This window comes from Youngiibacter fragilis 232.1 (assembly GCF_000495435.3).
Taxonomy (GTDB): Bacteria; Bacillota; Clostridia; order Clostridiales; family Clostridiaceae; genus Youngiibacter; species Youngiibacter fragilis.
In genome coordinates, this window is sequence record NZ_AXUN02000231.1 from 18,857 (window position 1) to 45,530 (window position 26,674).

A 26,674-nucleotide genomic window follows, 5' to 3' on the forward strand; every position below is an offset into this window, starting at 1 on the left:
TAGATATGAGTTATCTGGATATAAGGAACCTTAAGAAGAGGTACACAAAAAACGGACCTCTTGTAATAGACGATGTCAACCTTTCGGTGGACAAGGGGGAATTCATAGTATTCCTGGGTCCGTCTGGCTGCGGCAAGACGACCATAATAAGGATGATAGCCGGTCTTGAAGATGTGACATCCGGGGAAATAATGATTGAAGGGGAAAATATAGTAGGAAAGCAGCCGAAGGACAGGGGAGTATCCATGATATTCCAAAGCTACGCCATCTGGCCGCATATGACGGTATTTGACAATATCGCGTATCCCCTCAAGCTGCAGAAGGTAGGAAAGGATGAGGTCGAGCGCAGGGTAAGGAGCGTTGCCCAGGCAACTGACATAACAGGGATGCTTGACAGGTATCCTGCCCAGATGTCAGGTGGCCAGAGACAAAGGGTGGCAGTATCAAGGGCGATAGTAGTGGAACCAAAGATATTCCTCATGGACGAACCGCTTTCTAACCTTGATGCCAAGCTCAGGGTCTCCATGAGGACCGAGCTTAAGAACATACACGAGAAGCAGCACTCGACAAGCATATTTGTAACCCATGACCAGTCAGAGGCAATGAGCATGGCGGACAGGATCGTCGTCATATACAAGGGCAGGATAGAACAGATAGGTACTCCAATGGAGGTCTATATGGACAGCGCCACAAAGTTCGTTGCAGAGTTCATTGGGACCCCACCGACAAACTTCTTCGATGTCACGATCAGGGAGATTGGCGGCAGGCTGAAGGCTGTGAACAATTCATTTGAATTCAATGTCCCTGATGAGCTTGAAGAAGCACTTAAGCCTTATGAGGATAAAGAAGTAGACATGGGTATCAGGCCTGAATTCATAGGTCTTTCTCCAGAGCTTGAGAGGACTGAGTGGCATCTGAGCGATACGGTCATAAGCTTTGTGGAACCCCAGGGATCCCATTCCATACTTATCACGAGGATCGGAGAGACCGAGGTAAAGATACATACTACCTCGCATATGTACATAAAACCGAGTACAACTGCAGCGTTGAATGTTGAACCTGACAAGGTGATGTTCTTCGACAGAGAGACTACAAAGAGGATCAGAAAACCATAGAGGCAGCGAATGACAAGATGATCCGCCTAAGATATCGGAGGGTAAAGATGAGTGTAAAACAAAGGCTTGAATTCCTCTATCCCGGAAAAGCTGAAGAAATATATCCAAGGATCCTGAATCTTATAAAAAGCTACGAAAATTGTGAGGCAAGAAGTTATCCCTGGGTAGGCAAGGAAGATGTGGTCCTTATTACCTACGGGGATGCCATAAGAAGAAAAGGTGAAGCTCCACTGAGGACTCTGCTGGAGTTCATGGATGAGGTGCTTGAAGGATCTGTGAATACAGTCCATATCCTTCCCATGTTTCCCTATACCTCTGATGATGGTTTTTCGGTTTCGGATTTCAAGGTGATCGATCCTGAGCTTGGAAGCTGGGATGACATAAGTGCGCTTGATGAAAAATATAACCTTATGTTTGATGCGGTCATTAACCATGCATCTGTTTCAAGCGACTATTTCAAGGAATTCATCAAGGGTACGGAGAAGTACAGGGATTTTTTCCTGACCGGGGATCCTAATGAAGACTACAGCATGGTGACCAGACCCAGGACACATCCGCTTCTGACAAGATTCGAATCAGAAGTCGGCACAAAATATGTCTGGACCACTTTCAGCGAGGACCAGGCGGACTTCAACTTCAAGGATCCGGAGGTCCTTGTTGAGATTCTTGGGATCCTTCTTCTGTATGCTTCCAGGGGAGCAAGGTTTATACGGTTCGACGCCATTGGCTTCGCATGGAAGGAAGCAAAAACCACATGCATGCATCTGCCGCAGACCCATGAGCTGGTGAAGCTCATGAGGGAGGTCATTGAGGAATGCTTCAGGGGAGTTTCCATAATCACTGAAACGAACGTACCACACAAGGATAACATCAGCTATTTTGGAAACGGACACGACGAGGCAGGACTTGTATACCAGTTCCCGCTTCCACCTTTGACACTGCATGCATACCTGACAGGAAATGCATCTAAGCTATTGAAGTGGGCTGATTCTCTGGAACCGACGACGGAAGATACGACATTCTTCAATTTCCTTGCATCCCACGATGGAATTGGTGTAAGGCCTGTAGAAGGGATACTTGAGAAGGAAGAGGTTCAATCAATGATTGACGAGGTTCAGAAAAGGGGAGGACAGATAGGGTGGAGGACTCTTCCTGATGGTTCTCAGACCGCCTATGAGCTGAACATCAATTACCTTGATGCCGTAGCGGGTGATGAGTCTGATTTGGAGACCATGGCACGGAAGTTCATGGGGTCACAGTGCATACTTCTTTCATTTGTTGGAATGCCAGCAATCTATTACCACAGCATCCTTGGCTCCAGGAACTCATACAGGGACTTCGAGGAGTCTGGGATCAAGAGGAGGATCAACAGGGCAAAGCTGGATTTCGATTTGCTTAATAAGGAGCTTGAAGACAAGACTTCCCTAAGAAGAGCTGTACTGGACAGCTATAAGAAACTTATAGCAATAAGGAAGGTGCAGCCGGCTTTCGATCCAAACAGTTCGCAGAGGGTTCTGTTCCTCGATGACAGGGTGTTTGCACTGATCAGGGGAGATAAGGACAGTATTCTGGTACTCGTGAATATTTCAAAGGATGAGATGGTTCTGAAGACTGATTATTCAGGTACCGACCTGGTCGATGGATCGGGGATAGATGGAAGCATAAGGCTTTCACCGTACCAGTACAGATGGATAAGACTCAGAGAACCGGTAAGAATGGTTCATACGGAGGCATGATGGAAAGAGATTACGCATTTTTGGAAAATCTGCAAAGGGGCATGTACTTTGACAAGAAGTCATACTCTGACACTGAACTATACGCATTTGATGAAGTGAAGGCATATTTGCCCGAACCTATCCTTCCGGGCAGGGAGGAATGGACCGCCTGCTATTGGTATGCGCTCAAAATACTATTCACAAATCAGCACGTTCCGGCAAAAGGAAGCGGGTATGTCAGCAATTTTGTGGATGCGGCCTTCAATGAGAACATATTCCTTTGGGACACCGCCTTCATGACAATGTTCTGCAACCTGCTGCATCCCTATGTGCCTGGCATAAGGTCCCTGGATAACTTCTATTCCAGGCAGTTCGATGACGGGGAAATACCAAGGGAGATGGTGAGGGATACAGGGAAGGATTTCCTTGTATGGGTAAATGCCTATGACAAGCCACTCTATTCATATTTCCACAACCATTACGGCCACAGAAGGCTGAAGGGTCAGGCACCTGTACCCTATGAGGAGATGTACAAACCGGATATGGGAAGGGTAATAGAGAAGAACCCATACCTGACCCTGGATAACCTTAACCATCCGATACTAGCTATGGCCGAATGGGAGAGTTATTGCCACACGAAGGAGATTGACAGGCTTAAGCTTGTGCTTGAACCTCTTTCCAGGTATTATGCAGCCCTTAAGTACCACCTGAGACATGCGAACGGACTATACGTGACAGACTGGGCAAGCATGGACAATTCCCCAAGGAACAGGTACCTTGGCCTCGCCATAGACACCAGCTGTGAAATGGTGCTTTTTGCAAGGAACATCCTGGACATCTTATCTGAACTTGAGAAGCACGGCATGATCGACCCTGATGAGGCAAGGAAGGCAGAGCTTAGGGAAGACATCAGTATACTGTCAGAACGGATAAACAGCCTGATGTGGAACAACGAGGACGGCTTCTATTATGACCTGACATTTGAAGGCAAACAGACTGGCATGAAGACAATCGCGGCATACTGGGCTCTTGTGTCAGGAGTTGCCGACAAAAGGCAGGCGAGACTCCTCGCTGAATGGCTGAATGACAGGGATACCTTCAACAGGCCCCATCGGGTTCCGGTGCTTGCTGCAAATGAGGAAGGATATGACCCTGAAGGAGGCTATTGGAAAGGATCCGTCTGGGCTCCAACAAACACCATGGTGGTCCTCGGGCTTGAAAGGAACGGATATCATGACCTTGCCAGGGAGATCGGGCTGAACCACCTTGATGCGGTATCGAAGGTCTTCACACAAACCGGAACCATATGGGAGAACTATCCTGCGGATTCAATAACCAGCGGAAACTCAGACAAGAGGGACTTTGTGGGCTGGTCAGGAATGGGGCCGATAATGTTCCTAATGAGGTATGGGATTGGCCTTAGGACTGACGTCGAAAGAAACCTCCTCATATGGGACATCAGCAGCGACCTAATAAAGGAGGGGCAGGTTGGATGCAGGAACTATTGGTTCTTCGGCATTGCAGCTGATTTCATGGCAGACATGAATGGCGGCAGTCTTAGGATTGATGTCAGGACAGAGAAAGCATTTGACCTGGAAATCAGGTTCAGGGGAACAAGAAGACAGTTCCGCATAGATGGAAGATTCAATGCAGTCATCGGTGAAGAAGATGAGCAGCTATGACAGGTACCCGAAGACAAGGATAGACTTTGAAGGTGAAGCGGCCTGGAAGGGATACGGCAGGATAGGCGAGATACTAAGGGACCGTTCAAGGTCCCTTCTTGAGACCAGGGAAAGGGTGGTAGCAGCGATAGACTGCTATCCCGGAATGAATTATGGGGAGCTGGAACAGGAGCTCATTAAAAGGCTTGACCCAAGCCTTTCCATATTCACTGATGAGGAGATATTCCTTAGCAAGGAAGCGGTCACATCAAGGGTCATCGGAAGGCTCACGGACGACCGTGTATTCGGGCAGATGTGCCTTGAAACCTATGGTGACCTGGTGGATGAGGAGAAGCTGAAATCAGCTGCCCGGCTTGTCAGCTCAGCAAAGGGGCTTGTCATAGTCTACGGGGCTGCAGCAAACCTGATCGTCAAACCTGACATCCACATATATGCTGACCTTGCCAGATGGGAGATCCAGGGCAGGCTGAGGAGAAATGAGACAGGCAGCTGGAAGAGCTCGGTCTCTTTTGATGACATCCTTCAAAGGTACAAGTGGGGTTACTTCTTCGAGTGGAGAGTGGCAGACAGGCACAAGAGAAGGCATTTTTCTGATTTTGATTTTGTGCTCGATACCAACAGGAAAGGAAGCCCTGTCATGATAACGGGCGATGCGTTCAGGTACTCTCTGTCACATCTCTCTAAAAGACCGTTCAGGCTGGTTCCTTTCTTTGATCCTGGAGTGTGGGGCGGCCAGTGGATGAAGAAGGTATTGGGACTTGATGAAGGTGAGCCAAACTATGCATGGTGCTTTGACTGCGTGCCTGAAGAGAATTCCATGCTCCTTGATCTTGGGGGAACAGTCATCGAGCTTCCGGCAATGGACCTGGTGCTCTATGAGCCCATTAAGCTCCTTGGTGAAAGGGTAGCTGCAAGGTTCGGGCATGAATTCCCTATAAGGTTTGATTTCCTTGACACCATGGACGGACAGAATCTCAGCCTTCAGGTGCACCCGACCGTGGAATACATACAGGATAAGTTCGGGATGCACTATACACAGGAAGAGTCCTACTATATCCTTGACGCATACGAGGACAGGGATCCCTTGGTTTACCTGGGGGTCAAGACCGGAACCGATAAGGATGAATTCTTCAGTGAACTTGAAAAGGCGCAGGCAGGAGGTCATGATTTCATGGCTGATAAGTATGCAAATACGATCAGGGTCAAAAAGCACGATCATCTTCTCATACCGCCGGGAACGGTGCATTGCTCTGGAAGAGATACCATGGTCCTTGAAATATCTTCCACCCCATTCATATTCACGTTCAAGCTCTGGGACTGGGGGCGACTGGGTACTGACGGCAAGCCAAGGCCGATAAACATCGGTCATGGCAGAGAGGTAGTGAAGATGGAAAGGGATACTGAATGGGTGGAAAGGAACCTGGTCAACAGGGTGACATCGCTGCATGAGGAGGAAGGCTGGAGGAGCGAGAGGACAGGGCTGCATGAACTCCAGTTCATAGAGACTGTAAGGGACTGGTTCAGTAAGCCGGTAAGGCATGATACGGAGGGAAGCGTGAATGTCCTTAACCTCGTAGAGGGAGAAGAGGCGATAGTTGAATCGCCGGATGGAAGCTTCGAGCCTCTGGTTGTACATTATGCGGAAACCTTTGTGATTCCTGAATCGGCGGGTAAGTATGTAATCAGACCGTATGGGGCATCAGAAGGCAGGGAAATCGCAACGATAAAGGCAAGGGTAAGATTATGAGAGCTGCTTTTGACCTCGGGGGAACGAACATAAAGGTCGGGATTGTATCTGATGGAGTTCTTCTGAAGATAGGGTCGGTTGAAACTGATAATGAAGCTGGAATACTTGCTAACCTTAATAAGGCGACAGGGCTTCTGAGGGACAAGTGCAATGAGGACATGGAGCTGTTGGGGATTGCCGTTCCAGGGATAGTTGATATTGAAAACAGAAGGATCACATCGGCAAATGCAAAGTTTGCCGATGCTGTGGGATTTGACTTTCAGAAGTGGTGCCTTGAAGAATTGGGCTGTCCGCTTGTAATGGACAATGATGCCAATGCGGCGCTTATCGGCGAAGCCTCCAGAGGCTGTGCCAGGGGTGAGGACAACGTGGTAATGATGATCCTGGGTACCGGTATAGGAACAGCCGCGATTATAAACGGCAGGCCTATAAGAGGTAAGCACTACCAGGCTGGGATCCTCGGGGGACACTTTGTGGCTGACATCCATGGAGAAGCATGCACCTGCGGGGGCAGAGGGTGCCTCGAGACTATGGCCGGTTCCAGGGAACTTGAGCGTTCGGTTTCAAGGATGGAAGGCTACTTAGGGAGCAGGCTTTCCAAATGCAGTCAGGTAGGGATGAAGGAGATAATTGAATGCATGGAGGAAGGGGATATCTTCAGCAAGAGAGCATTTGAGATGGCGATTGAAGTCTACTCCGCAGGGATCACAAACCTTGTCCATGCGTACGACCCTGAGGTAATTGTGCTAAGCGGGGGAGTGATGAAGGGAAGGAATAAGATACTTCCTGCGATACAAAGAAGCGTTGAGGGAAGGACCTGGACACCATGGGGAAAACTCAGGTTTCATGTGGCAGACGATCCTGACAGTTCGGTGCTCTTAGGACTTCAGACACTGATGGAGGAATCGAAGGATGGACTTTAACGGCTTGAAGCTTGCGATATATGGGGACAGCCTGTCAACAGGGACCCATGGTGAAGGCGGATACGAGGCAATGCTGAAGGGATCACTGGGCCTTCTTGAGACATTTAACCTATCTGTCGGCTCAAGCTCCCTTACAAAGGGTTCACCAGGCTGCATGGCTGATCTGATCGAGGAAGGAAAACTGCCTGAGACATGTGACATCATATTGGTGTGGCATGGCAGCAACGACTGGTACTGGGGTGTCCCCCTTGGTAAGCTGGGCGACAGGGAGCCATCTACGTTCTGCGGTGCCATAAGCCATGCCATAAACACCCTCAGGAGGGAGCTGCCAAAAGCAAGGATCATATGGGTTAACCCTATATACAGGATGGAAAGGCCAGATGGAGGAGAGAAGGCAGGTGATGCATTCGAAACTCCTAACAAGACTGGCAGCACACTGCTTGATTATGCGCTAGCGATTGAGAGGGCAAGCCTTCTTCATGGATTTCCTGTCATAGACATGCGGAGGCTTTCGGGGATACATGCCTGCAATGCAGGATATTACCTGGAGGATGGTGTGCACCCTAATAAGGATGGATATTTGCTGATTCACAGCATTCTTGAAAATGAAATGAGAAGACTAATATTTTAGGTGAAGCTGGTGTAATAATGCGGAAGAAGACAGTATATGCAGATGATTTCGTCAGGGACAGAATGCATTCAGCATCTGGAATACAGGCGGCTATTAATCATGCAAGGAGCATTCAGGCAGATGAGATAAGGTTCGGTGAAGGTACATACTATCTTGACGAATGGCAAAGGATCGAAACCCTGTCCATTGCCCATGATGATGGCTGCGGTGACATACATGAAAAGGATGTGCACCTGCTAGTTGAAGGGATGACCGGCATGACTCTAAGGGGGGAATGTCTTGAGGATGGCAGTCCGGGCACGGTTCTCGCAGGATCAAACAGCCGGATACCGGATACTCTTCTGCCATCGATACTTTGGGCAACAGGTTCAAGGAACCTGACAATAAGGGACCTTGCGTTCACAAGGAGCCCCGAGACCGCAAGTGCGGGAAGGGTAGTGGCGATACACGGGTCATCGCTGACAATTGAGGTTATCGAAGGTCTTCCAATTGGCGATGGCATGGGAGCATACTGCATGAACAGGTTCGACCTCTCTGACAGAAGCCTGCAGGGAGCAAGCCTGACATTCGGCTTTGGCTATGACAGGCGATTCAAGAGGACCGGAGAGCGTACGCTGGTGCTTGAAGATGACAACCTATCCCCGATACTGAGGGTTGGGGACGGCGTTTCCTGGCACCAGGCGGGGAGAACTGATTTCCAGCTGTTCTTCGGAGAATGTGAAAACATCAGGCTGGATAATGTTAGGATATCCAATTCAAACAGCTTTGCCTTGCTCACTGAACATTGCAGGAATATAAATGCGCGAAGGCTTGTCATCAAACCGGATGGAGGTCAGTTTTTCACAGGCTCCAGGGACGGCTGGAAGATATACAGGTGCAGCGGGAAAATAGAACTGGACGAATGCCACTTCGAAGGAGTCAGGATGGACGGTCAGAATGTCCACAGCAACTTCATGGTCGTTGAAAAGCTGCTGTCACAAAAAAGCCTGCTCTGCTCATGCAAGTATGCTCCGATACCGCTTGAATCGGGCTCGGAAATGGATTTCCATGACGGTACCCGTATTGTACGTAACATGATAGGACAATGGAAGACCACAGGAAGATATCCTGTCATCCATTCTAGAGTTGACAGAGAAACAGCTGGAAGGGAGGTACCCGGGGTATCAAACTTCATCACCATGTATGAGGTATCGTTTGAGGATGAGTTTGAGGGATTCGTTTCAAAAGGGACGCTTATGACGCCATCATGCTGGGAACCGGAATCATACATATGCAGGAACACTGTGTTCAGGAACATTGCCGGAGCAGGACAGCTCCTAAGATGCAAGGATGTCCATATTGAAGGATGCCGCTACGAAAACATGATGAATGCAGGTATCCTTATGGGTGCGGAGCTTGATACCCACAGTGAAGGCGGTCATGCAATAAATATAGTCATAAAGGGCTGCGTATTCGATAATTGCGGCTTCAAGCCAAGATATGGAAGATTCGGAGGCGCATGCATAGCAATAAAATCACAGGGCTTCAATGACCCTCATAACAGGAAAGTCCTGATTGAAGGGAACCTGTTCAAAAACAGCAGCATCGCTGTGGAGGTTCGTGACGCATCGGATGTTCTAATAAGGTCAAACAACTATGAGGAGATCAGGGAAAGATATGTCATAGACAGTGAGACTACTTCTGACATCAGGATCTCTGATTGTTGACAATAATTACAGCACAAGGAGCCAAGACTATGAGGAAACTGATTTGCAAATCACCAGGCATTGCCGAACTGACAGACTATGAGGACTTACCTGTAAAACCAAATGAAGTGAAGGTCAGAGTAGAGTTTGCATCTCCCAAACACGGGACTGAAATAGCTGATTTCAGGGGAACTACACCCTTCATAGACGGGAAATATGATCCGGAGTGGCAGATTTTCAAAAGCCGTGACAAGGATGAGCCAAGGGGACTTGAGTATGGTGACCTGCCGCTAGGAAACATGTTCGTGGGCATGATCATCGAGGCTGGAGAAAATGTGACTGACTACAAGGTAGGCGACAGGGTCTGCTCCTATGGGTCCATAAGGGAGACCCAGATAGTGAATGCCGTGGACAACTATAAGCTCAGGAAAATGAAGGCAGATGACTCCGAAAGAAACGCAGTATGCTATGACCCGGCTCAGTTTGCCCTGGGTGGAATAAGGGATGCAAATGTAAGGGCAGGTGACAATGTAGCTGTCATAGGACTTGGGGCCATCGGTCAGATCGCTGTCCAGCTGGCAGCAAAGGCAGGAGCAAATGTCATAGCGGTAGATCCAATACCCAAACGCCGTGAAATCGCACTTAAGCATGGTGCCCGGTTTACCCTTGACCCAGTATCATGTGACGCAGGGCTTGAGATCAAGAGGTTAACAGGCAAGGTAGGAGCTGATTCCATAATTGAAACCAGCGGAAGCGTCCATGCGCTGCAATCCTCGCTAAAGGGACTCGCATATGGGGGGATAATATCCTATGTGGCTTTTGCCAAGCCGTTTCCGGCAGGACTTTGGCTCGGACAGGAAGCGCACTTCAATTATGGAAGGATAGTGTTCTCCAGGGCCGGAAGCGAACCGAACCCTGAGTATCCAAGGTGGTCAAGGAAGAGGATAGAAGACGTCTGCTGGGAGCTCCTCATGAACGGCTACCTTGATTGTGATGACATAATCGACCCGATAGTGGACTTTGATGACTGTGCTGAAGGCTTCAAGAAGTATGTGGACCTTGAGCCTGACCTCAGCATAAAGCTGGGAATTGCTTTCAGGAGGGACAAGCTATGAGGCTAGGCACACAGGACAAGGATTTCTTCCCTAAAGGGCTGACTGAAAAGTTCATCCATGTCAAAAGATTGGGCTTTGACTGCTTCGAGATAGACGGCAAGGTGCTTACTGAAGACACAACTCTGGTGAAGGAAGCCATAATGGCTTCAGGACTCCCTGTAGTATCCGCCTGCGGTGGTTATAGGGGATGGATCGGGGACTTCATCGAAGAGAGACGACAAAATGCCATTGTTGACCTGAAACTAATAATAAGGGCGCTCAGGGAAGTCGGCGGAAAGAGCGTTGTTGTTCCCGCCGCATGGGGAATGTTCACCTACAGGCTTCCGCCAATGGTATCTCCAAGAAGCCAGGAAGGTGACCGCAAGGCAATCCTTGATTCGCTCAAGGAGCTTGATCCGGTCGCAAGGGAATGCGGCATCACCATCTGTCTGGAACCACTCAACAGGTACCAGGACCATATGCTGAACACATTGAAGGACGCAGCTGACGTGATAGAAGCGGGAGGCTTTGAAGCAGTGAAGATAACAGCTGACTTCTATCATATGGCGATCGAGGAGGACAGCGTGGCAGGATCCCTCGAGAAATATTCAAGGGAGATCGGGCATGTCCACATTGCCGAAAACCACAGGTTTCAGCCGGGTACCGGGTCAATGGATTTCAAAAGCCTGATGGGTACCTTGAAGAAGATAGGATATGATGGGGCGGTAGTGTATGAATGCAGGGTCAGAGGCGAGGACCAGGAAAAAGCATACAGGGAATCTGTTGAACACATGAGAAGATTCATCTGATGGATTGGAGGATATGCAGGAAATGGCAAAACTAAGGGCTGCGATAATCGGTGCCGGTCAGATAGCAAGGAAGTCGCATATTCCGAATTACCTCTCCATGGAAGACGAAGTTGAAATTGTCGGCATTTGTGACAGGAACATTGAAGCCGCCAAGTCAGCGGCGAAAGAGAACAAGATCCCACATTGGTTTTCAGACCACAAGGAAATGCTTGATACGGTGAAGCCTGACATAGTCAATGTATGCGTCCCCAACAAATTCCACTGCACAGCAGTCTGCGATTCGCTTGACGCCGGCTGCCATGTACTGTGTGAAAAGCCTCCAGCTATCTCCTACAATGAGGCGGAGCTGATGATGAAGAAGGCGGATGAGTGCAAAAGGCTCCTTAGCTATGGCTTTCATCTCAGGCATGGGGAAAATGTAAGGATAATGAAGGAGAAGGCGCTTAATGGTGAATTCGGCAAGATTTATTTTGCCAAAGCAGAGTGGCTCAGAAGACGTGGAATACCAGGCTGGGGGAATTTCACAAACCGTGAAATCCAGGGCGGCGGACCTCTCATAGACATCGGTGTCCATATGCTTGATATAGCCGCCTACCTGATGGATTATCCTGAAATTGACCATGTATCAGCTGCCTCCCACGACCTGATCGGGAAGAGGAAGGGTGTAGGACTGTTGGGTGACTGGGATCCAGAAAGGTTCAAAGTTGAAGATTCACTTTTTGGTTTCATCAGGTTCAAGAACGGAGCAAGCCTAAGCATATCAACTTCATTTGCGCTTAACATGAAGGAAAAGGACAGGAAATGCCTTGAGATCTATGGAGACAGGCTGGGAGCCAGCCTCTTTCCGCCTGAAACCTTCGGTGAGGAAGGAAACATGCTGACAGACACTCAATATCCATTTGCAATAGATGAAGACCTTCATCTAAAGAGTCTCAGGAATTTCGTCAAGGCATGCAGAGGAGAAGAGAAGCTTCTTGTCACCGCAAAGCAGGGGGCGTATGTACAGAGGATAGTTGAAGCGCTGTATAAATCAGCTGAAGGTGGAGAAGCTGTAAGGTTATGAGTCAAAATACGACCTGACTTATAATGGTGAATAAAATAGCGATTGAGTTGCTCGTAGAGGAGAAGATCCCTTTACGAGCTTTCGCATTTAATAAAAGGGTTCATTATATGCATATGTCACGCAAATGACAAAAAAGCAATACTGCAGCATATGAAAAATAGCTGATTGAAATTCTATTCTCCTTTGAAGCAAGTGTTATTCAGCCCCCACTTTGAAAACCTATCGCAAGGGATAACCGATCAATCCGATTCAAGCGTGCATCACGGGCTATCCATGAGTTATACTTGTCTGAAGGGAACTTTGGATGAGTTCAATAATATTATGGAGGCTTGGCTGATGGACATTGATTATAGGGCATTAAGTGCTGTAGAGACAGGTCAGGCTAATCTCAAAGCTTTTCTAAGTTCAATAACGCAGCAAGGGATAGAAGGAATTGTGGACATGGTTGACAAACCAATGTCACAAGAAGAAAAGGAGTTCCTTTTGAGAAGTGCGATAGTAAATCTAAAGCTTATGGTGCAATTCCATATAGATGCGGCGCAGAGAAGCAGGTATGAAAGGGCAGCCTACTATTGCGCGGTAGTCAAGGACATCCACACCTATTTGGGTGAGAAAGATAAATTCAGTATATATCATGATAAAATAATTGCCGACAACTACAGGAAATCGGCATTGAAGGATGAATTTCGGAAAGCATAGAACTGATCGACGAATATAGAAGAAGGGACAAACAGGATCATGGCAAAAAGGAAAAAGACTGCAAAGAAAAGTGTGAATAAAGACTATTTGACCCGTGAAGAGTATGAAGAGTATTTGGCGGGACTGTATGGCATGGACTTCATAGCTGGTTACACTGAAGGCGGAGTCCCTTATGGTAATTTCATATAGGAAGATAAGTATGTGACAATGAATAAAAATGTGAGTGATGAAACGGATGATGAAATACCGTTTTAGAACCAAGTGGAAACTCATGCTACCAAGCATGTCAAAAATCCGATTGTACTATGGATATATGATCAGTTAGCACCTGTATATGTTATAATTGCAGCATAAGGTTTTTTATGAGGTGTTTCTATGAAATCATTTGAGGTTGTAGCGGCAATCATCGTCTGTGGTGGCAGGGTCCTCTGCATGCAGCGTGGTGAAAGCAAATATGAATATGTTTCGAAGAAATTTGAGTTTCCTGGCGGCAAGGTCGAACCTGGAGAAAGAAACTCGGAAGCACTGGTTCGTGAGCTTAAGGAAGAGATGGACATCGATGTTCAGATAGCTGAGGATGACTACTTCATGACTGTTTCCCATGATTATCCTGATTTTTCGATCACTATGCACGCATTCATATGCAAAGTGGATGACTGCAGCTTCACGATGAATGAGCATTCTGATTTCAGATGGCTCGGAAAGAGCGAGCTGATGCAGCTTGACTGGGCACCTGCGGATGTGCCGATAGTCATTGCAATTGAAGACAGTGAGGTTTTGGATGGAAAGCGCTTATAGTCTTAGGGACGGTCTGGTCAAGGGATTCATAGATGGAAACATGCCAGCACTTGCAAATTACAGGCCGAGGCTTCTGATCAATGACAATGAAAAGGGCGAGAAGGTACTCACCAGTATAATTAAGGAACTGTCCGACTGTGACGAGTTCCTTTTTTCAGTGGCATTCGTAACAAAGAGCGGTGTTATTTCTCTCATTGAGACGCTTAAAGAGCTTGATGAAAAGGGTGTGAAGGGGCGAATAATCGCATCACAGTACCAGAATTTTTCTGACCCTGCAGCTCTCCGGAAGCTCATGGGTTTTGGGAATATTGACCTTGGTATCGTAACAGAGGACCAGGGTAAGATGCATACTAAGGGTTACATATTCAGGAAGGGCAGTGAATATACGATTATAGTCGGCAGCAGCAATCTCACTCAAAGCGCACTCTCCGTCAACAAGGAATGGAACCTGAAGGTCACATCCACATTTGAGGGAGCCCTTCTTCATGAAACGCTGCATGAATTTGAGCAGCTTGCAAAAAAATCCGTTAAGGTCGATGAGGCCTACCTTGAACAGTACCAGGCAATCTATGATTATCAGTCCAAGGCAAGGAGACTGCTTGAGAAGACCTCGCATCACGGAATGATCCATTTCCAGAGGATACTTCCGAACAAGATGCAGACATCAGCACTGGATGCCCTGGACGAGTCAAGGAATGCAGGAAGAGGCAAAGCTCTTGTTATCTCAGCGACAGGAACAGGGAAGACCTACCTTTCAGCCTTTGATGTCAGGAAATTCAATCCGAGGCGTTTCCTTTTCGTGGTACACAGGGAGCAGATAGCCAAGGCAGCTATGGAGAGCTTCAAAAGGGTATTTGGTACTGATAGGTCCATGTCAGTGCTTAGCGGTACTTCGAAAAGTACAGATTCAGATTTTCTCTTCTCCACGGTTCAGACTCTTTCAAAGGATGAGGTACTTTATGGCTTCAAACCAGATGATTTCGATTATGTTGTAATCGACGAAGCTCATAGAGCTGGCTCTAAATCATATGAGAAGATTCTTAAGCATTTTAATCCCACATTCCTCCTTGGAATGTCTGCTACACCTGAAAGGACAGACGGGTTTGATGTATTCGCGTGGTTCGACCATAATGTTGCTTTCGAGATAAAGCTGCAGCAGGCAATGAATGAAAACATGGTATGTCCCTTCCACTATTTCGGAGTATCGGAGATCAAGGTGGACGGTATCCTTATCAATGATTCAACCAGCTTTTCAAAGCTTACCTCAGATGAAAGGGTAAGGAACATTGCTGAAAAGGCTGAATTCTATGGCCATAGCGGACACAGGGTGAGAGGTCTCATATTCTGCAGTCGCAGAGAAGAGGCTGAGGTGCTTTCCGGCAAATTCAATCTCATGGGATACAGGACAGTTGCGCTTTCAGGAGCAACCAGCCAGGAAGAAAGGATCGAAGCGGTGAACCGCCTCGAGCAAAAGGAACGTGATGGGGGACTTGACTACATATTTACGGTGGACATATTCAATGAAGGCATAGATGTACCTTCCGTGAATCAGGTCATAATGCTCAGACCGACTCAGTCGGCAATAATCTTCGTGCAGCAGCTGGGAAGAGGTCTCAGGCATTTTGATGACAAGGAGTACGTGGTGGTACTTGATTTCATAGGGAACTATGACAACAATTTCCTGATACCTGTAGCCTTGTCAGGGGACCAGAGCTACAACAAGGACACCATGAGAAGGTTCGTTGCCGAAGGAACAAGGGTGATACCCGGATGTTCCACGATAAACTTCGACAGGATAACAAGGGACAGGATATATTCTTCAATTGACAGGGCGAATGTCAACGACATCAAGCTGATCAAGGAATCCTACATGATGCTGAAGATGAGGCTTGGCAGGATACCAAGGCCCGGAGAATTCGCAGAGTTCGGCTCGATAGACATAGAGAGGATATTCCATAAATCCGGATCCTACCATAATTTCCTCAAGAAATATGAGGATGAATATAAGGTCGAACTATCTAATCTCGAAGAAGTGTATATTGAATACATATCAATAAAGTATGCATCCGGGAAGAGACCTCATGAGCTTGAGCTTCTAAAGCTTATTGCAGGAGGTTCAAAGAATCCATTGGATGAACTTGATATTATGCTTCAGGAGAAATATGGGATTGTCATCAATGAGAACACTAGGCTTAACCTGGAAAACCAGATGACTCAGAATTTCGCCACTGGTTCAGCGAAGGACAGCTACAAGGATGCGGTGTTCATGGAAGGTTCCAAATGTGCTGACAGTTTCATGGAATGCCTTCAAAATCCTGACTTCAGGCTGCAGTTTGATGAACTGGTTGGTGTGGGATTGTCGCGATACCAGGAAAGGTACTCGGAAAGATACAGGCAGACAAACTTCAAACTCTATGAGAAATATACCTATGAGGCCGTCTGCAGGTGCCTTGACTGGGAGAAGAGCGAGGTAGCCCTGAATATCGGTGGATACAGGTTTGATAAGAAGACCAGGACCTACCCTGTGTTCATCAATTATGACAAGCATGAGGATATAAGTGCAACAACAAAGTATGAAGACCGTTTTCTGTCATCTGAAACCCTGGAGGCGATATCAAAATCCAAAAGGACTTTAAATTCTGATGATGTGGTCCAGGCTTATAATTCAGAGGCAAACGGGGTAACGATGCTCCTTTTTGTTAGGAAGAACAAGGATGACAGGATTTCAAAGGAGTTCTATTTTCTCGGAACCATGAAGGCAATCGGAACCCCAGAGGAGTTCATTATGTATGGCACTAATGTTACAGCGGTCAAGCTCTACTATTCGCTGCACACTCCGGTACGGGGAGATATTTACGACTTTATCACCAGGTAATCGCTGAATAATATGATTTGTCCTCCGCATAATGAAGTAAAGAAATGCAGGAGGGTTATCATGAGCGAAAAATCTTTGTTCAGCGGCGGAAGGTATGCTACAAGAGGAGTGATGTCTGGACTTTGCCCCGGACTTCAGTTCTATCTTTGGAATCTGATTGACAGGATGGAAATCGAGAAGGATTACCTCCAGGTGTTTGTCCTTGAATCCTTTGGGAGGGACTGGCTCAAGGTAATCCACAGGCAGGAAGTCCCTCATTATGAGAAGGAACACCTGATAAAGGTTGATGGTGACAACAAGGACGGCAAGATATTTGTCATCGATTCAGTAGATTATTCAACTATGCTCTATGCTGAAGAGTACTGAGGTGGAATATGGATCCCATTAATGAATACATGGAGAAGTTCGACGGGGAAAAGCGGGAATGGCTTCAGAACTTTGTGGGCTACATGAGAGAAAACCATCCTGATATTCCAGGAAGGATATCCTACCAGATGCCCATGTTCAAGTTCAATGGAATGTATGTGGCATTTTCAGCGGCAAGTGACCATTTTACATTCCATACACTTGATTTCGATATGATTGAGGAGCTTAAGGGGCTTCTGCCTAAAGCGAAGTTCGGCAAGGGTTCAGCCAAGGTTCCCTATAATGACAAGGCTTCAGTTGAGATACTTATAAGTGCCATTGAAAAGTTAATAGCAAGATATGGATAAATATGAAGGAAATACCAGCCGGGCGGCTGGTATTTCCTCTTGGTAATAAATTACTTACATGTATTTTTTCTTGCCATTTTCCTCATATTCTTCGATGAGGCCTTTCTGGATAAGATGGTCTATGTGTGCACCAGCTTCACCGACAGCAAACCACTTCTGTGTCAGCGGGAACTCAGTCCAGTTCTTTGCCCTTATCGACCAGCTCATTCTTGAAGCGATCTCATAGGTTGTCATTCCGGGCTCGGCCTTAATTATCTCTAAGGCTTCATCAAGACGAAGCATATGGTGTTCCTTCAGCTCAGTTATCCTGTCGCGGATATCTCCCATGGGGTTCCTGTGGGCTGAAAGGGTTGTGGTCACATGCAGCTTGTATATCTTGTCGAGACTCTTCAGGTAGTCACCCAGTGAGTCTGGAAGCTCAGGCCACCTTGTTATGTTCGGTGAGATGTCGAATATGATGTGGTCGCCGGCGATGAGAAGTCCATGTGCTTCATCGTAAAGGACCATGTGTCCTGGTGTATGCCCTGGTGTGGATATGGCAACAAGGCTGTAGCCAGCTATCCTGAAAATGAATCCTTCCTCAATGGTCTCAATCTTGAGGTCCTGGGGAGGGAGATAGTTCTTGAAGGGATTTGTCTTCCTGTTCTCGGTTATCTCTTCCTCGCTGAAGCCGAATGAAAGTGACTGTTCCTCTATCTCCTTCCACCTCAAAGTGCTCCTGAACCTGTCCAGCACAAGAAGGTCGGTAGAAGAGATGAATATCCTGTTCTTCCCGGTTTTAAGTCTTCCGATCAAGCCTGTATGGTCAGAATGTACATGAGTCAGGAATATGTCCAGGTCATCAAGACTGACGCCCAAAGCATCGATTCCCTCGACAAGCGCTTCATGGCATGCATCTATATTGAAGCCTGTATCTATTAGAAGGCTGCGCTCAGCACCCTTGATTAGATACGAATTAAGGTTTTTAAGTGGATTTCCCGGAAGAGGGACCCTGATCAGATAAATGTCTTTCATTACCTCATGTGGCATATCTATACCTCCTTGGCATATTAGTTCGATTATACTTCCGTGGAAGTCATTATGCAACTTGAGAAGAATCATTATAATCTCTTCACAGAGGTTAGTTTTTTGTAAATAGAGTGTAACATCATAAAATATACCCAATATAGAATATATAATAAATTTAAGGTGCATGAAGTATCATGGATAATGTAAGGATTATTTGTGATGAAAGCTTGATTTATATGGAAATGAAATAGAGGGGGAAGGGATTTGGGAAATATTAGTAAACCGAAATTTGCAGTTCTTGGGGCTGGACACGGTGGTACCGCAATGGCGGGTCATCTCTCGTTGCTGGGCATTGAAGTAAGCCTTTATAACAGGAGTGCTGACAGGATCAGGGCAATCCAGGACAATGGAGGCCTCGACATTGTCAGCAATTCTGACAGTATCCCTCATGGCTTTGCCAAGCTGGATGTTGTCACTTCTGACATGAAGGAAGCGATCGAAGGAAAGGAAGTGCTGATGGTTGTCGTTCCTGCGACTGGACACGCATTCATGGCAGAGCATATGGCTCCACACCTTGTCGACGGGCAAATCATCGTCTTGAATCCAGGCAGGACCGGTGGAGCGCTCGAGGTCCTTAACATCATAAGGAAGCTTGGCTGCATGGCTGACGTTACCGTATGCGAGGCTCAGACACTCCTATATGCTTCAAGGGCAATAAATCCTGCCCAGACTCAAATTTTCAGGGTAAAGAACAGCGTTCCTGTTGCGGCGATCCCGGCACACAGGACCCCTGAGATTGTGAAAAAGCTTAGGGCTGCACTCCCGCAGTTCATACCCGGAGACAATGTCATGAAGACCAGCCTTGACAACATAGGAGCTATTTTCCACCCGGCGGTGACGCTTCTTAATGCAGCAAGGATCGAGAGTACAAACGGTGACTTCGACTACTACACTGAGGGAATAACAGCTTCAGTGGCCCTGATCCTTGACAAGATGGACCAGGAAAGGGTGAATGTTGCAGAATCACTTGGCTTCAGGGCGATGACAGCCCGGGAGTGGCTGTATATCGCTTATGATGCGGCGGGTCGGACACTGTTCGAGGCCATGAGGAACAACAGGGGCTACGATGGCATCAAAGCACCGAAGACTGTCTATACAAGGTATATAACGGAAGACATACCGATGAGCCTTGTCCCGATTGCGGAGCTTGGAAAGCTCGGAGGAGTAGAGACACCGACAATAGACTCAATAATCCTGCTTGGTTCACTTCTTCACGAGACTGATTACAGGGCTATGGGAAGAAATATCGAGACAATGGGACTATCAGACATGTCGCTGAAGGACATACGAAATTTCATAATAAACGGCGACCTGTCGAAATAAGGAACAGCCCCGGAAAATTTCCGGGGCTGTTCACATCTGGATCGAAGTGAAAGAATAAAATGGAATGTTGGGGTAATGATTGTGCTCATTCTGACAGGTCCGCTATGAATGGATCCACTTCAATGCCCATGATGATGTCTCTTGTCAAATTAATCCAGCTAATGCATGAGTCAAGGAGGATGGAATCACCTGTAATGATGTTCTCATTTCCTTCCATCATCTTGTCGGTGTCATCAGCCAGTATGACCTCAACCGGAAGCTGGAATGATGAGGAAATCTCCAGTATCCTTTGTCGGAGCCTTCCTGAATTGGAAACCGGCGAGTCAAGATAGATCCTGGCTGAAGAAGCTCCAGTACTTTCCAGTGACTGAAGAATAAGCATTATTGCCAGATCAGTCTGAGGGATTAGGTGGTATGTCCCCCGGAGACCTGCAAGGTCCCTTATTACCCCATCGCCGCAGAGGATAAGTAGGCTTCCTGACAATGCTGTCTCGAGGGTTATTATGATGTTGAAGCCGTCAACAAGGACTTTCCTCCCACTGATTTCAGCTGGAGTGATAAGCTTTTTTAGTCTGTTCTGCAGGTCCCCTGTCGATGATACGCTTCTCTTCAGTGCATTCCTCTGCCTTGCTGTAAGGCTGTGGTGATTGCCTATGAAGGTCGCTGCTGTATCCATGGAGTAGCCCCTATCGAGCAGCCACTTCAGCTCTTCCCTTGCAGCCTTCAGGCGCAAAAGGGCGGAACCTGTGAAATCATCACGGTCCGCCCTGTCAAAGCCCCTTTTTGGTTTGGTCTCCATCAGAATCACTCTCCTGAAGGTATAACCCTTTCGTCGATCGGTGTATATGGTCGAAGTTCGCTCAGATTGACATAAGCCGGTCTCATTATCTTGTCATCAAGTATCTGTTCAAGCCTGTGGGCACTCCAGCCGGCAATCCTTGACACTGCGAAAATCGGTGTGAAAAGGTCCCTTGGTATCCCAAGCATGTCGAATACGAAGCCTGAGTACATGTCGACATTCGCTGAAGGAGCGTAGTCCTTGTTGGTCTTCTCCTGTATGAGCTTGCTGGATATCCTCTCGACATCCGCGATCAGGTTGTACTCCCTGTCCAGACCCTTGTGCCTTGAAAGCTCCTGTGCCTTCTTCTTCAGCAGTACCGTTCTCGGGTCAGAAAGCGTATATACAGCATGTCCCATGCCGTATATTAGTCCCTTGCCGTCGAAGGCCTTCTTGTCGAGTATCTTTGCAAGATAATCCGAAAGATCCGCCTCATTCTCCCAGTTGCTGACATTCTTCTTGATCTCCTCAAACATTGAAGCGACCATAAGGTTAGCTCCGCCGTGCTTGGGTCCCTTGAGGGCTCCTATTGCTGTTGCCATTGCTGAATAGGTATCAGTTCCTGAGGATGATACGACATGAGTCGCGAAGGAGGAGTTGTTACCGCCGCCGTGTTCAGCATGCACTACCATGAGCAGGTCAAGCATCTCTACCTCTTCCCTGGTGTAGTTGGAGTCAGTCCTTATTAGGTGGAGCATGTTCTCGGCAGTTCCTACACCTACCTTGGGTGTGTGGAGAACAAGGCTCTGATTGTCAAAGTAATGCCTTTTGGCCTGATATGCATAGGCAGCGATGAGCGGTGTCTTTGCAATCAGGTTGATCGACTGGGCAAGTACGTTCCTTACCGAAGTGTCATCCGGATTCTCATCATAGGAGTAAAGGGTAAGGATGGTCCTCTGAAGCTTGTTCATTATGTTCTGTGAAGGTATCTTCAGGATGACATCTTCCTTGTACGAATGGGGAAGTTCCCTGCATGCATCAAGCAATTCATTGAAGTCAGCAAGCTGTTCCCTTGTCGGAAGCTCTCCGAAAAGCAGAAGATATACTACCTCCTCGAAGCCCATCCTTCCGTCACTCTGGAATCCGGAGACAATATCGCTCATGTCGACGCCCCTGTAGTATAGGTTTCCTTCTACCGGAATCTTTGCTCCATCAGTCTGGTCATAACCAATTACGGAGCCTACTCTTGTAATTCCTACAAGCACGCCGGTGCCGTTCTGGTTCCTAAGCCCTCGCTTGACGTTGTACCTGTTGTAGAGCTCCGGTGAGATATAGCTGTTGCTTTGAACGACTTTTGCAAGTTCGTCAAGCCTTTCTTCTATTATGCTGTTGCTTCTGATTACCATGTGTTCCTCCTTTTCCCGCAGTGCATAACGATTTCCGTTGATGTCCCTTCACTTTGGGTTATGCGTTAGTATGTAAATTTGACGGATTCATTTTCGAAAATTGCAAAATATTATTCTCTATTCTATATCAATCGGAACGCATATGCAATACGAATATTGATTGATAAAAAATATTAATTATACGTTAATACTTTAGGTGGTGTTCACGCCGCGTAAGATGAAAACCAGTTGCGTTTGGTGTATAATAGTGATGCGAATTAATCATGGAATTAATTATCAGAATAATCAGACTTGGAGGTGCGTATATGAAAGCGATAGTGATGACAGGATTCGGAGGACCAGAGGTGTTTGCGCAGGCCGAGGTTCCATATCCGGAGCTTAGACCGGGTCACGTGATAGTAAGGGTTGCAGCCAGCAGCCTTAATCCTCTTGAGATAAAGATAAGGTCTGGAATAGCGGCAGGAAGCTGTCCTCCGATGCCGGCAGTGCTGAACATGGATTTCTCAGGAACCATAGCAGAAGTCGGAAGCGGAGTCTCAAAGTTCAAAGCCGGTGATGAAGTGTTCGGGATCGGCGGCGGTGTGGGTAAGATGCAGGGAGCGCTTGCGGAATACGTGCTGGCAGATGCTGACCTCATCGCACTCAAGCCGAAGGGCATAAGCCATGAGACAGCGGCTCTATATCCTCTTATTTCCATAACTGCCTGGGAAGCCCTTATGGATGGATCTGTGCTTGAAGGAGCTGCTAAGGTCCTTATCCATGGGGTGACAGGTGGAGTAGGCCACATCGCTGCACAGATGGCGAAAATGGCCGGAGCGCAGGTATATGGTACTGTCACGTCAGTTGATAAGGTCAGCCTGGCTAAGGAATTCGGAACAGATGAAGTCATTATAGCCGGGGCAGAGACTCCTGATGAATATAAGGAGAGATGCACTGGCGGACAGGGCTTCGACCTTGTGTTTGATACTGTAGGGGGTCAGAACCTCGCAAACAGCTTCATAGCTTCCAGGATAAAGGGAACTGTAGTGACCACCAATGGAAGGGTATCTATGGACCTTTCACCAATGCACCAGAAGGCCCTGACCCTTAAGGTCGTTTTCATGGCTATTCCTCTTGTGACAGGTAATGGCAGGAAGGAACAAGGTGAAATACTTCATTTTATCGCAAAGCTCATCGAAGAAGGAAAGCTCAGGATAAACAAGGATGTAAGGTCCTTCTGCTTTGATGAGATCGGAGATGCTCACAGGTATTTCGAGGAAAGGAAGGCAAAAGGAAAGATATCGCTTGTGTCAAGGTTCTAAAGCAGCCTGAAAGTTCCCTTGCGAAGGAAAAGTCCGGAACAAGGCAATAAATAGAATTGGGGGAATGAATGTGAAGAAGCTTGTTTCCATGTTCTCCGCCGCTCTGTTTGCATGCTCTGTATTCGCGCTTGATGTCAAGGCTGAGATTGTAAGTGTCGCTGATGTTGTTTATCCGGGGTCGATGGATGTTATTCTTGAGCTTGCTGGAAGGTATGACTCAGGGAGCGGGGATGGCGGAGCAGTTTTCGCTGCATATGCCGACAAGGCGGAGAAACTGTTTGTTGTGAACTCAGCAGAGAAGGCTTTGGATATCGTTGACCTTTCTGATGCAGGTGATGATTTCGAACTTGACAGGACCAGGAGGATTGAATTTGATGGTGTGGACGGACTGGGACAGATTGGGGAAATAACCTCTGTGGTTGTGGATAAAAAGGAGTCCTTCATTGCTGTCTCGGTCACAGCTGCATTGACACAGGACAATGGCTGGGTTGTGTTCCTTGATATGAAGGGTAATGTCCTAAAGGTTATCGGTGCAGGAAGTAAGCCTGGAATGATGACGCTCACTCCCGACAACAACACGCTCCTTGTAGCTAACGAGGGGGAGCCTGATACTTTATACACTGCAGATCCGGAGGGATCGGTCACAATAATTGATGTCAGGAACGGGGTGAGGAAGGCTTCTGCTGTAAATGTTGGATTCACAGGGGTTCCTGTAGAGGAGACTGTAAGGATGGCCGATCCGTCTTCCACTTGGGAACAGAGCTTCGAGCCTGAGCACATTACTGTAAGCAGGGACAGCAAAACAGCATACGTTTCACTCCAGGAATCAAACGCTCTTGCAGTGCTTGACCTGAAGGCCATGGAATTCACCGGTGTCTTTGACATGGGAGTCAAAGATCATTCACTACCTGACAGCAGGCTTGACGCAAGTGACAAGGACAACATAAACATTGCGCAGTATCCAGTCCTTGGGATGTACATGCCTGATGATGTGGAGCTGGTTACGGTAAAGGGGAAGGAGTATCTTCTTACTGCCAACGAAGGGGCGTGGCAGAATTATGGGACCTGGACCGACTGGATTACAGTCAATGAGATCAAGGCCGATGGCCTGCTCGGTCTGGATGCCTCACAATATGAGGGATTGGGACAGGCGGCAATAGATGCAATGGTAGCTGCATCAACATTCAAGGACGGACTTGGGAGAATGAAGGTCTCAAGACTGCAAGGCATTGGCGGCGACGGAAAGTACGATGTACTTTACAGCTTCGGCGGCAGGTCGTTCTCGATCCTTGATGCGAAGAATATGGAGATAGTCTATGACAGTGGAGATGAGCTTGAAGAGATCACGGCAAAATCCCTGTACAAGTACTTCAATGCCTCATCTGAAGATGCCGCAAGGGATATAAAATCAGATGAGAATGGGCCGGCACCTCAGGCATTGGCAACAGGTCAGATCGGAAAATCCACTTATGCGTTCATAGGGCTCGGTGAAATCGGAGGCGTGGCAACATACTGCCTTGATGACATAACTGATCCCGAATTCGTATCATACTCGGCATCGAGAGATTTTACAGGCAATAAGGATTCAGGTCCGACTGACCTTATCTTCGTTGATGCTGACAAATCACCGACAGGGGAAGCGCTTCTTGCAGTCACCTGCGAAGCATCCGGAACAGTAGCTTTATATGAGATACATGAAAGGAAGGAAAAGATGATTACAATCCTCCATACCAACGACCAGCATGCCAGGGTCACCCCTGGTGACGGGCTTGGAATGGCAAGGGTAGCAAGCCTTAAGGATGAATTTGCAGGCTACGGTAATGAGGTACTTCTTCTTGATGTTGGCGATGTCCTTCACGGGACAACCTTCGCGACCCTTGAGAAGGGCGAAAGCGTAGTCAGGGTTATGAACGAGGTCGGGTATGATGCAATGACACCGGGAAACCACGACTTCAACTACGGCAAGGACAGGCTGCTTGAACTTGCGGGGATGGCCGAATTTGACATAATATCCTCCAACATTGCCTATGAGGACGGGGCAAGCTTCCTGAAGCCATATGTAATCAAGGAGGTCGACGGTATCAGGGTGGCGATCTTCGGGCTGACCTCTCCCGAGACCTATTACAAGACTCTGCCGAGCAATGTCGAAGGGCTTAACATAAACGACCCGGTGACAACTGCGAAGATGATGATGGCAATGCTCGAACCGATAAGTGACATCCAGATAGCTCTGACACATCTTGGCACTGACGAGTCGACTGAGGAGGATGAAAGGTCGACTGCCATAGCAATGGCTGTTGAAGGAATAGACCTTATTCTTGATGGACACAGTCATTCTGTATTTGAGTATGGTAAAGTGGTCAATGGAACCATGATCGCCAGTGCGGGGGAATACAACAAGAATGTCGGGGTTGTTAATCTTCTGGTTGGTAAAAAGGGCGTAGATGTCCTGGAACCGGTACTTGTCAATGTAGCAGCATCCACAGCCATAATGGGAGACAGCGGAGTAACCGCAATAATTTCTGAGATCAATGCCGGGCAGGCTGATATCCTGAAGGAAGTGGTGGGGTATTCTAATGTTATCCTTGATGGCATCAGGGATAACGTAAGATCCAAAGAGACAAACCTTGGGAATCTCATAGCAGATGCAATGCTTGAGAAGACCGGAGCGGAGCTTGCGTTCATGAATGGCGGAGGAATAAGGTCATCGATCAATATCGGAGACATTACCCTTGGAGAGGTAATCACTGCACTGCCTTTCGGGAACTATGTGGAAACAAGGAAATATACAGGCAGCATCATAAAAGCTGCCCTTGAGCACAGCGTGGAGTTCCTGCCAGGTACCGCAGGCTCGTTCCTGCAGGTTGGAGGGATCACCTTTGATGCTGATACATCAAAGGAAGCAGGTTCAAGGGTATCAAACATAATGATTGCAGGAATGCCGATCGAAGAGGCAAAGGAATATACTGCAGCACTCAATAATTTCCTTGGTGCTGGCGGTGATGGTTACACGATGTTTATTGGATCGCCGGTACTAATAGAGTATCCGGCACTCGATGAGATACTCATAGAGTACCTGAACCTTCATAGCCCGGTAGCGCCGGCTGTCGAGGGAAGGATAAACGTCATAAGCTGAGAATTATACACTCAAACGAAGGGGCCGCATAAAGCGGCCCTTTGCCATTTCCTTGAATGGCATAAGATTATTGAATTGATAAAAAACAACGAAGATAAGCTGGATGATTATAA

Annotated in this window: 22 protein-coding genes; 19 read left to right on the plus strand and 3 right to left on the minus strand. The window is 47.5% G+C overall.

Annotated elements, in window-relative coordinates:
• The first annotated feature begins 5 nt into the window (after positions 1 to 5).
• From T472_RS18155 to T472_RS18225, 16 genes are all read left to right on the plus strand, one after another.
• Positions 6 to 1,115: an ABC transporter ATP-binding protein gene (locus T472_RS18155; protein ID WP_023388171.1), complete on the plus strand. Its 1,110-nt coding sequence runs from the start codon at positions 6 to 8 to the stop codon at positions 1,113 to 1,115.
• A 47-nt stretch (positions 1,116 to 1,162) separates the two neighbouring features.
• A complete protein-coding gene (locus tag T472_RS18160; protein WP_023388172.1) occupies positions 1,163 to 2,851 on the plus strand; it encodes a sugar phosphorylase in 1,689 nt (562 codons plus the stop codon).
• On the plus strand, positions 2,851 to 4,512 hold the full coding sequence (locus T472_RS18165) for an MGH1-like glycoside hydrolase domain-containing protein (protein WP_023388173.1): 1,662 nt from the start codon (positions 2,851 to 2,853) through the stop codon (positions 4,510 to 4,512). Before T472_RS18160 ends, T472_RS18165 begins: the two co-directional genes overlap by 1 nt.
• Complete coding sequence (locus tag T472_RS18170; protein WP_242864832.1) at positions 4,466 to 6,259, plus strand: class I mannose-6-phosphate isomerase; 1,794 nt, start codon at positions 4,466 to 4,468, stop codon at positions 6,257 to 6,259. The genes T472_RS18165 and T472_RS18170 overlap by 47 nt, the downstream gene beginning before the upstream one ends.
• Complete coding sequence (locus tag T472_RS18175) at positions 6,256 to 7,182, plus strand: ROK family protein (protein WP_023388175.1); 927 nt, start codon at positions 6,256 to 6,258, stop codon at positions 7,180 to 7,182. The genes T472_RS18170 and T472_RS18175 overlap by 4 nt, the downstream gene beginning before the upstream one ends.
• Positions 7,172 to 7,813, plus strand: a complete 642-nt coding sequence (locus tag T472_RS18180; RefSeq protein ID WP_023388176.1) for an SGNH/GDSL hydrolase family protein — start codon at positions 7,172 to 7,174, stop codon at positions 7,811 to 7,813. The genes T472_RS18175 and T472_RS18180 overlap by 11 nt, the downstream gene beginning before the upstream one ends.
• A gap of 17 nt (positions 7,814 to 7,830) precedes the next feature.
• Positions 7,831 to 9,519, plus strand: a complete 1,689-nt coding sequence (locus tag T472_RS18185; RefSeq protein ID WP_023388177.1) for a right-handed parallel beta-helix repeat-containing protein — start codon at positions 7,831 to 7,833, stop codon at positions 9,517 to 9,519.
• A 29-nt stretch (positions 9,520 to 9,548) separates the two neighbouring features.
• Complete coding sequence (locus tag T472_RS18190) at positions 9,549 to 10,613, plus strand: zinc-dependent alcohol dehydrogenase (RefSeq protein WP_023388178.1); 1,065 nt, start codon at positions 9,549 to 9,551, stop codon at positions 10,611 to 10,613.
• A complete protein-coding gene (locus T472_RS18195; RefSeq protein WP_023388179.1) occupies positions 10,610 to 11,401 on the plus strand; it encodes a sugar phosphate isomerase/epimerase family protein in 792 nt (263 codons plus the stop codon). The genes T472_RS18190 and T472_RS18195 overlap by 4 nt, the downstream gene beginning before the upstream one ends.
• Before the next feature lie 22 nt (positions 11,402 to 11,423).
• The gene (locus T472_RS18200) at positions 11,424 to 12,464 is read left to right on the plus strand and encodes a Gfo/Idh/MocA family protein (RefSeq protein WP_023388180.1); all 1,041 of its coding nucleotides are present in this window, start codon (positions 11,424 to 11,426) and stop codon (positions 12,462 to 12,464) included.
• Between the two features lie 336 nt (positions 12,465 to 12,800).
• Positions 12,801 to 13,163: a hypothetical protein gene (locus T472_RS18205; protein ID WP_023388181.1), complete on the plus strand. Its 363-nt coding sequence runs from the start codon at positions 12,801 to 12,803 to the stop codon at positions 13,161 to 13,163.
• Between the two features lie 39 nt (positions 13,164 to 13,202).
• A complete protein-coding gene (locus tag T472_RS19845) occupies positions 13,203 to 13,352 on the plus strand; it encodes a hypothetical protein (RefSeq protein WP_023388182.1) in 150 nt (49 codons plus the stop codon).
• Between the two features lie 186 nt (positions 13,353 to 13,538).
• Positions 13,539 to 13,961 (plus strand): (deoxy)nucleoside triphosphate pyrophosphohydrolase, encoded by a 423-nt coding sequence (locus T472_RS18210; RefSeq protein ID WP_023388183.1) that lies wholly within the window; start codon positions 13,539 to 13,541, stop codon positions 13,959 to 13,961.
• On the plus strand, positions 13,945 to 16,836 hold the full coding sequence (locus tag T472_RS18215) for a DEAD/DEAH box helicase (protein ID WP_023388184.1): 2,892 nt from the start codon (positions 13,945 to 13,947) through the stop codon (positions 16,834 to 16,836). The genes T472_RS18210 and T472_RS18215 overlap by 17 nt, the downstream gene beginning before the upstream one ends.
• Positions 16,837 to 16,896: 60 nt before the next feature.
• Positions 16,897 to 17,202: a DUF960 family protein gene (locus T472_RS18220; RefSeq protein WP_023388185.1), complete on the plus strand. Its 306-nt coding sequence runs from the start codon at positions 16,897 to 16,899 to the stop codon at positions 17,200 to 17,202.
• Positions 17,203 to 17,210: 8 nt separating this feature from the next.
• Positions 17,211 to 17,549, plus strand: coding sequence for a DUF1801 domain-containing protein (locus T472_RS18225; protein ID WP_052011859.1), 339 nt, complete (start codon positions 17,211 to 17,213; stop codon positions 17,547 to 17,549).
• 54 nt (positions 17,550 to 17,603) lie between these two features.
• Here the strand turns inward: T472_RS18225 and T472_RS18230 are convergent, their stop codons facing one another.
• Positions 17,604 to 18,578, minus strand: coding sequence for an MBL fold metallo-hydrolase (locus tag T472_RS18230; protein WP_023388186.1), 975 nt, complete (start codon positions 18,576 to 18,578; stop codon positions 17,604 to 17,606).
• Positions 18,579 to 18,821: 243 nt separating this feature from the next.
• Between T472_RS18230 and T472_RS18235 the strand changes: the two genes are divergently transcribed.
• Positions 18,822 to 19,940 carry an NAD/NADP-dependent octopine/nopaline dehydrogenase family protein gene (locus T472_RS18235; RefSeq protein ID WP_023388187.1) on the plus strand — a complete coding sequence of 373 codons (1,119 nt, stop codon included), beginning with the start codon at positions 18,822 to 18,824 and terminating at the stop codon, positions 19,938 to 19,940.
• 85 nt (positions 19,941 to 20,025) lie between these two features.
• Here T472_RS18235 and T472_RS18240 read toward each other — a convergent pair whose 3' ends face one another.
• Positions 20,026 to 20,739, minus strand: a complete 714-nt coding sequence (locus tag T472_RS18240; protein ID WP_023388188.1) for a DUF434 domain-containing protein — start codon at positions 20,737 to 20,739, stop codon at positions 20,026 to 20,028.
• A 5-nt stretch (positions 20,740 to 20,744) separates the two neighbouring features.
• Entirely contained in the window at positions 20,745 to 22,124 is a 1,380-nt protein-coding gene (locus T472_RS18245; RefSeq protein WP_023388189.1) for a citrate/2-methylcitrate synthase, read from the minus strand.
• A gap of 305 nt (positions 22,125 to 22,429) precedes the next feature.
• Here T472_RS18245 and T472_RS18250 point away from each other — a divergent pair, with 305 nt between their 5' ends.
• The gene (locus T472_RS18250) at positions 22,430 to 23,425 is read left to right on the plus strand and encodes a zinc-dependent alcohol dehydrogenase family protein (protein WP_023388190.1); all 996 of its coding nucleotides are present in this window, start codon (positions 22,430 to 22,432) and stop codon (positions 23,423 to 23,425) included.
• A 70-nt stretch (positions 23,426 to 23,495) separates the two neighbouring features.
• Positions 23,496 to 26,561: a choice-of-anchor I family protein gene (locus T472_RS18255; RefSeq protein WP_023388191.1), complete on the plus strand. Its 3,066-nt coding sequence runs from the start codon at positions 23,496 to 23,498 to the stop codon at positions 26,559 to 26,561.
• The last annotated feature ends 113 nt before the right edge of the window (positions 26,562 to 26,674 follow it).

Coding starts and splice junctions, on each gene's coding strand:
- T472_RS18220 (WP_023388185.1), top strand. CDS start 16,897: ATGAGCGAAAAATCTTTGTTCAGCGGCGGAAGGTATGCTACAAGAGGA.
- T472_RS18230 (WP_023388186.1), bottom strand. CDS start 18,578: ATGCCACATGAGGTAATGAAAGACATTTATCTGATCAGGGTCCCTCTT.
- T472_RS18200 (WP_023388180.1), top strand. CDS start 11,424: ATGGCAAAACTAAGGGCTGCGATAATCGGTGCCGGTCAGATAGCAAGG.
- T472_RS18240 (WP_023388188.1), bottom strand. CDS start 20,739: ATGGAGACCAAACCAAAAAGGGGCTTTGACAGGGCGGACCGTGATGAT.
- T472_RS18210 (WP_023388183.1), top strand. CDS start 13,539: ATGAAATCATTTGAGGTTGTAGCGGCAATCATCGTCTGTGGTGGCAGG.
- T472_RS18245 (WP_023388189.1), bottom strand. CDS start 22,124: ATGGTAATCAGAAGCAACAGCATAATAGAAGAAAGGCTTGACGAACTT.
- T472_RS18160 (WP_023388172.1), top strand. CDS start 1,163: ATGAGTGTAAAACAAAGGCTTGAATTCCTCTATCCCGGAAAAGCTGAA.
- T472_RS19845 (WP_023388182.1), top strand. CDS start 13,203: ATGGCAAAAAGGAAAAAGACTGCAAAGAAAAGTGTGAATAAAGACTAT.
- T472_RS18185 (WP_023388177.1), top strand. CDS start 7,831: ATGCGGAAGAAGACAGTATATGCAGATGATTTCGTCAGGGACAGAATG.
- T472_RS18155 (WP_023388171.1), top strand. CDS start 6: ATGAGTTATCTGGATATAAGGAACCTTAAGAAGAGGTACACAAAAAAC.
- T472_RS18195 (WP_023388179.1), top strand. CDS start 10,610: ATGAGGCTAGGCACACAGGACAAGGATTTCTTCCCTAAAGGGCTGACT.
- T472_RS18225 (WP_052011859.1), top strand. CDS start 17,211: ATGGATCCCATTAATGAATACATGGAGAAGTTCGACGGGGAAAAGCGG.
- T472_RS18175 (WP_023388175.1), top strand. CDS start 6,256: ATGAGAGCTGCTTTTGACCTCGGGGGAACGAACATAAAGGTCGGGATT.
- T472_RS18165 (WP_023388173.1), top strand. CDS start 2,851: ATGGAAAGAGATTACGCATTTTTGGAAAATCTGCAAAGGGGCATGTAC.
- T472_RS18190 (WP_023388178.1), top strand. CDS start 9,549: ATGAGGAAACTGATTTGCAAATCACCAGGCATTGCCGAACTGACAGAC.
- T472_RS18170 (WP_242864832.1), top strand. CDS start 4,466: ATGGAAGATTCAATGCAGTCATCGGTGAAGAAGATGAGCAGCTATGAC.
- T472_RS18180 (WP_023388176.1), top strand. CDS start 7,172: ATGGACTTTAACGGCTTGAAGCTTGCGATATATGGGGACAGCCTGTCA.
- T472_RS18205 (WP_023388181.1), top strand. CDS start 12,801: ATGGACATTGATTATAGGGCATTAAGTGCTGTAGAGACAGGTCAGGCT.
- T472_RS18250 (WP_023388190.1), top strand. CDS start 22,430: ATGAAAGCGATAGTGATGACAGGATTCGGAGGACCAGAGGTGTTTGCG.
- T472_RS18215 (WP_023388184.1), top strand. CDS start 13,945: ATGGAAAGCGCTTATAGTCTTAGGGACGGTCTGGTCAAGGGATTCATA.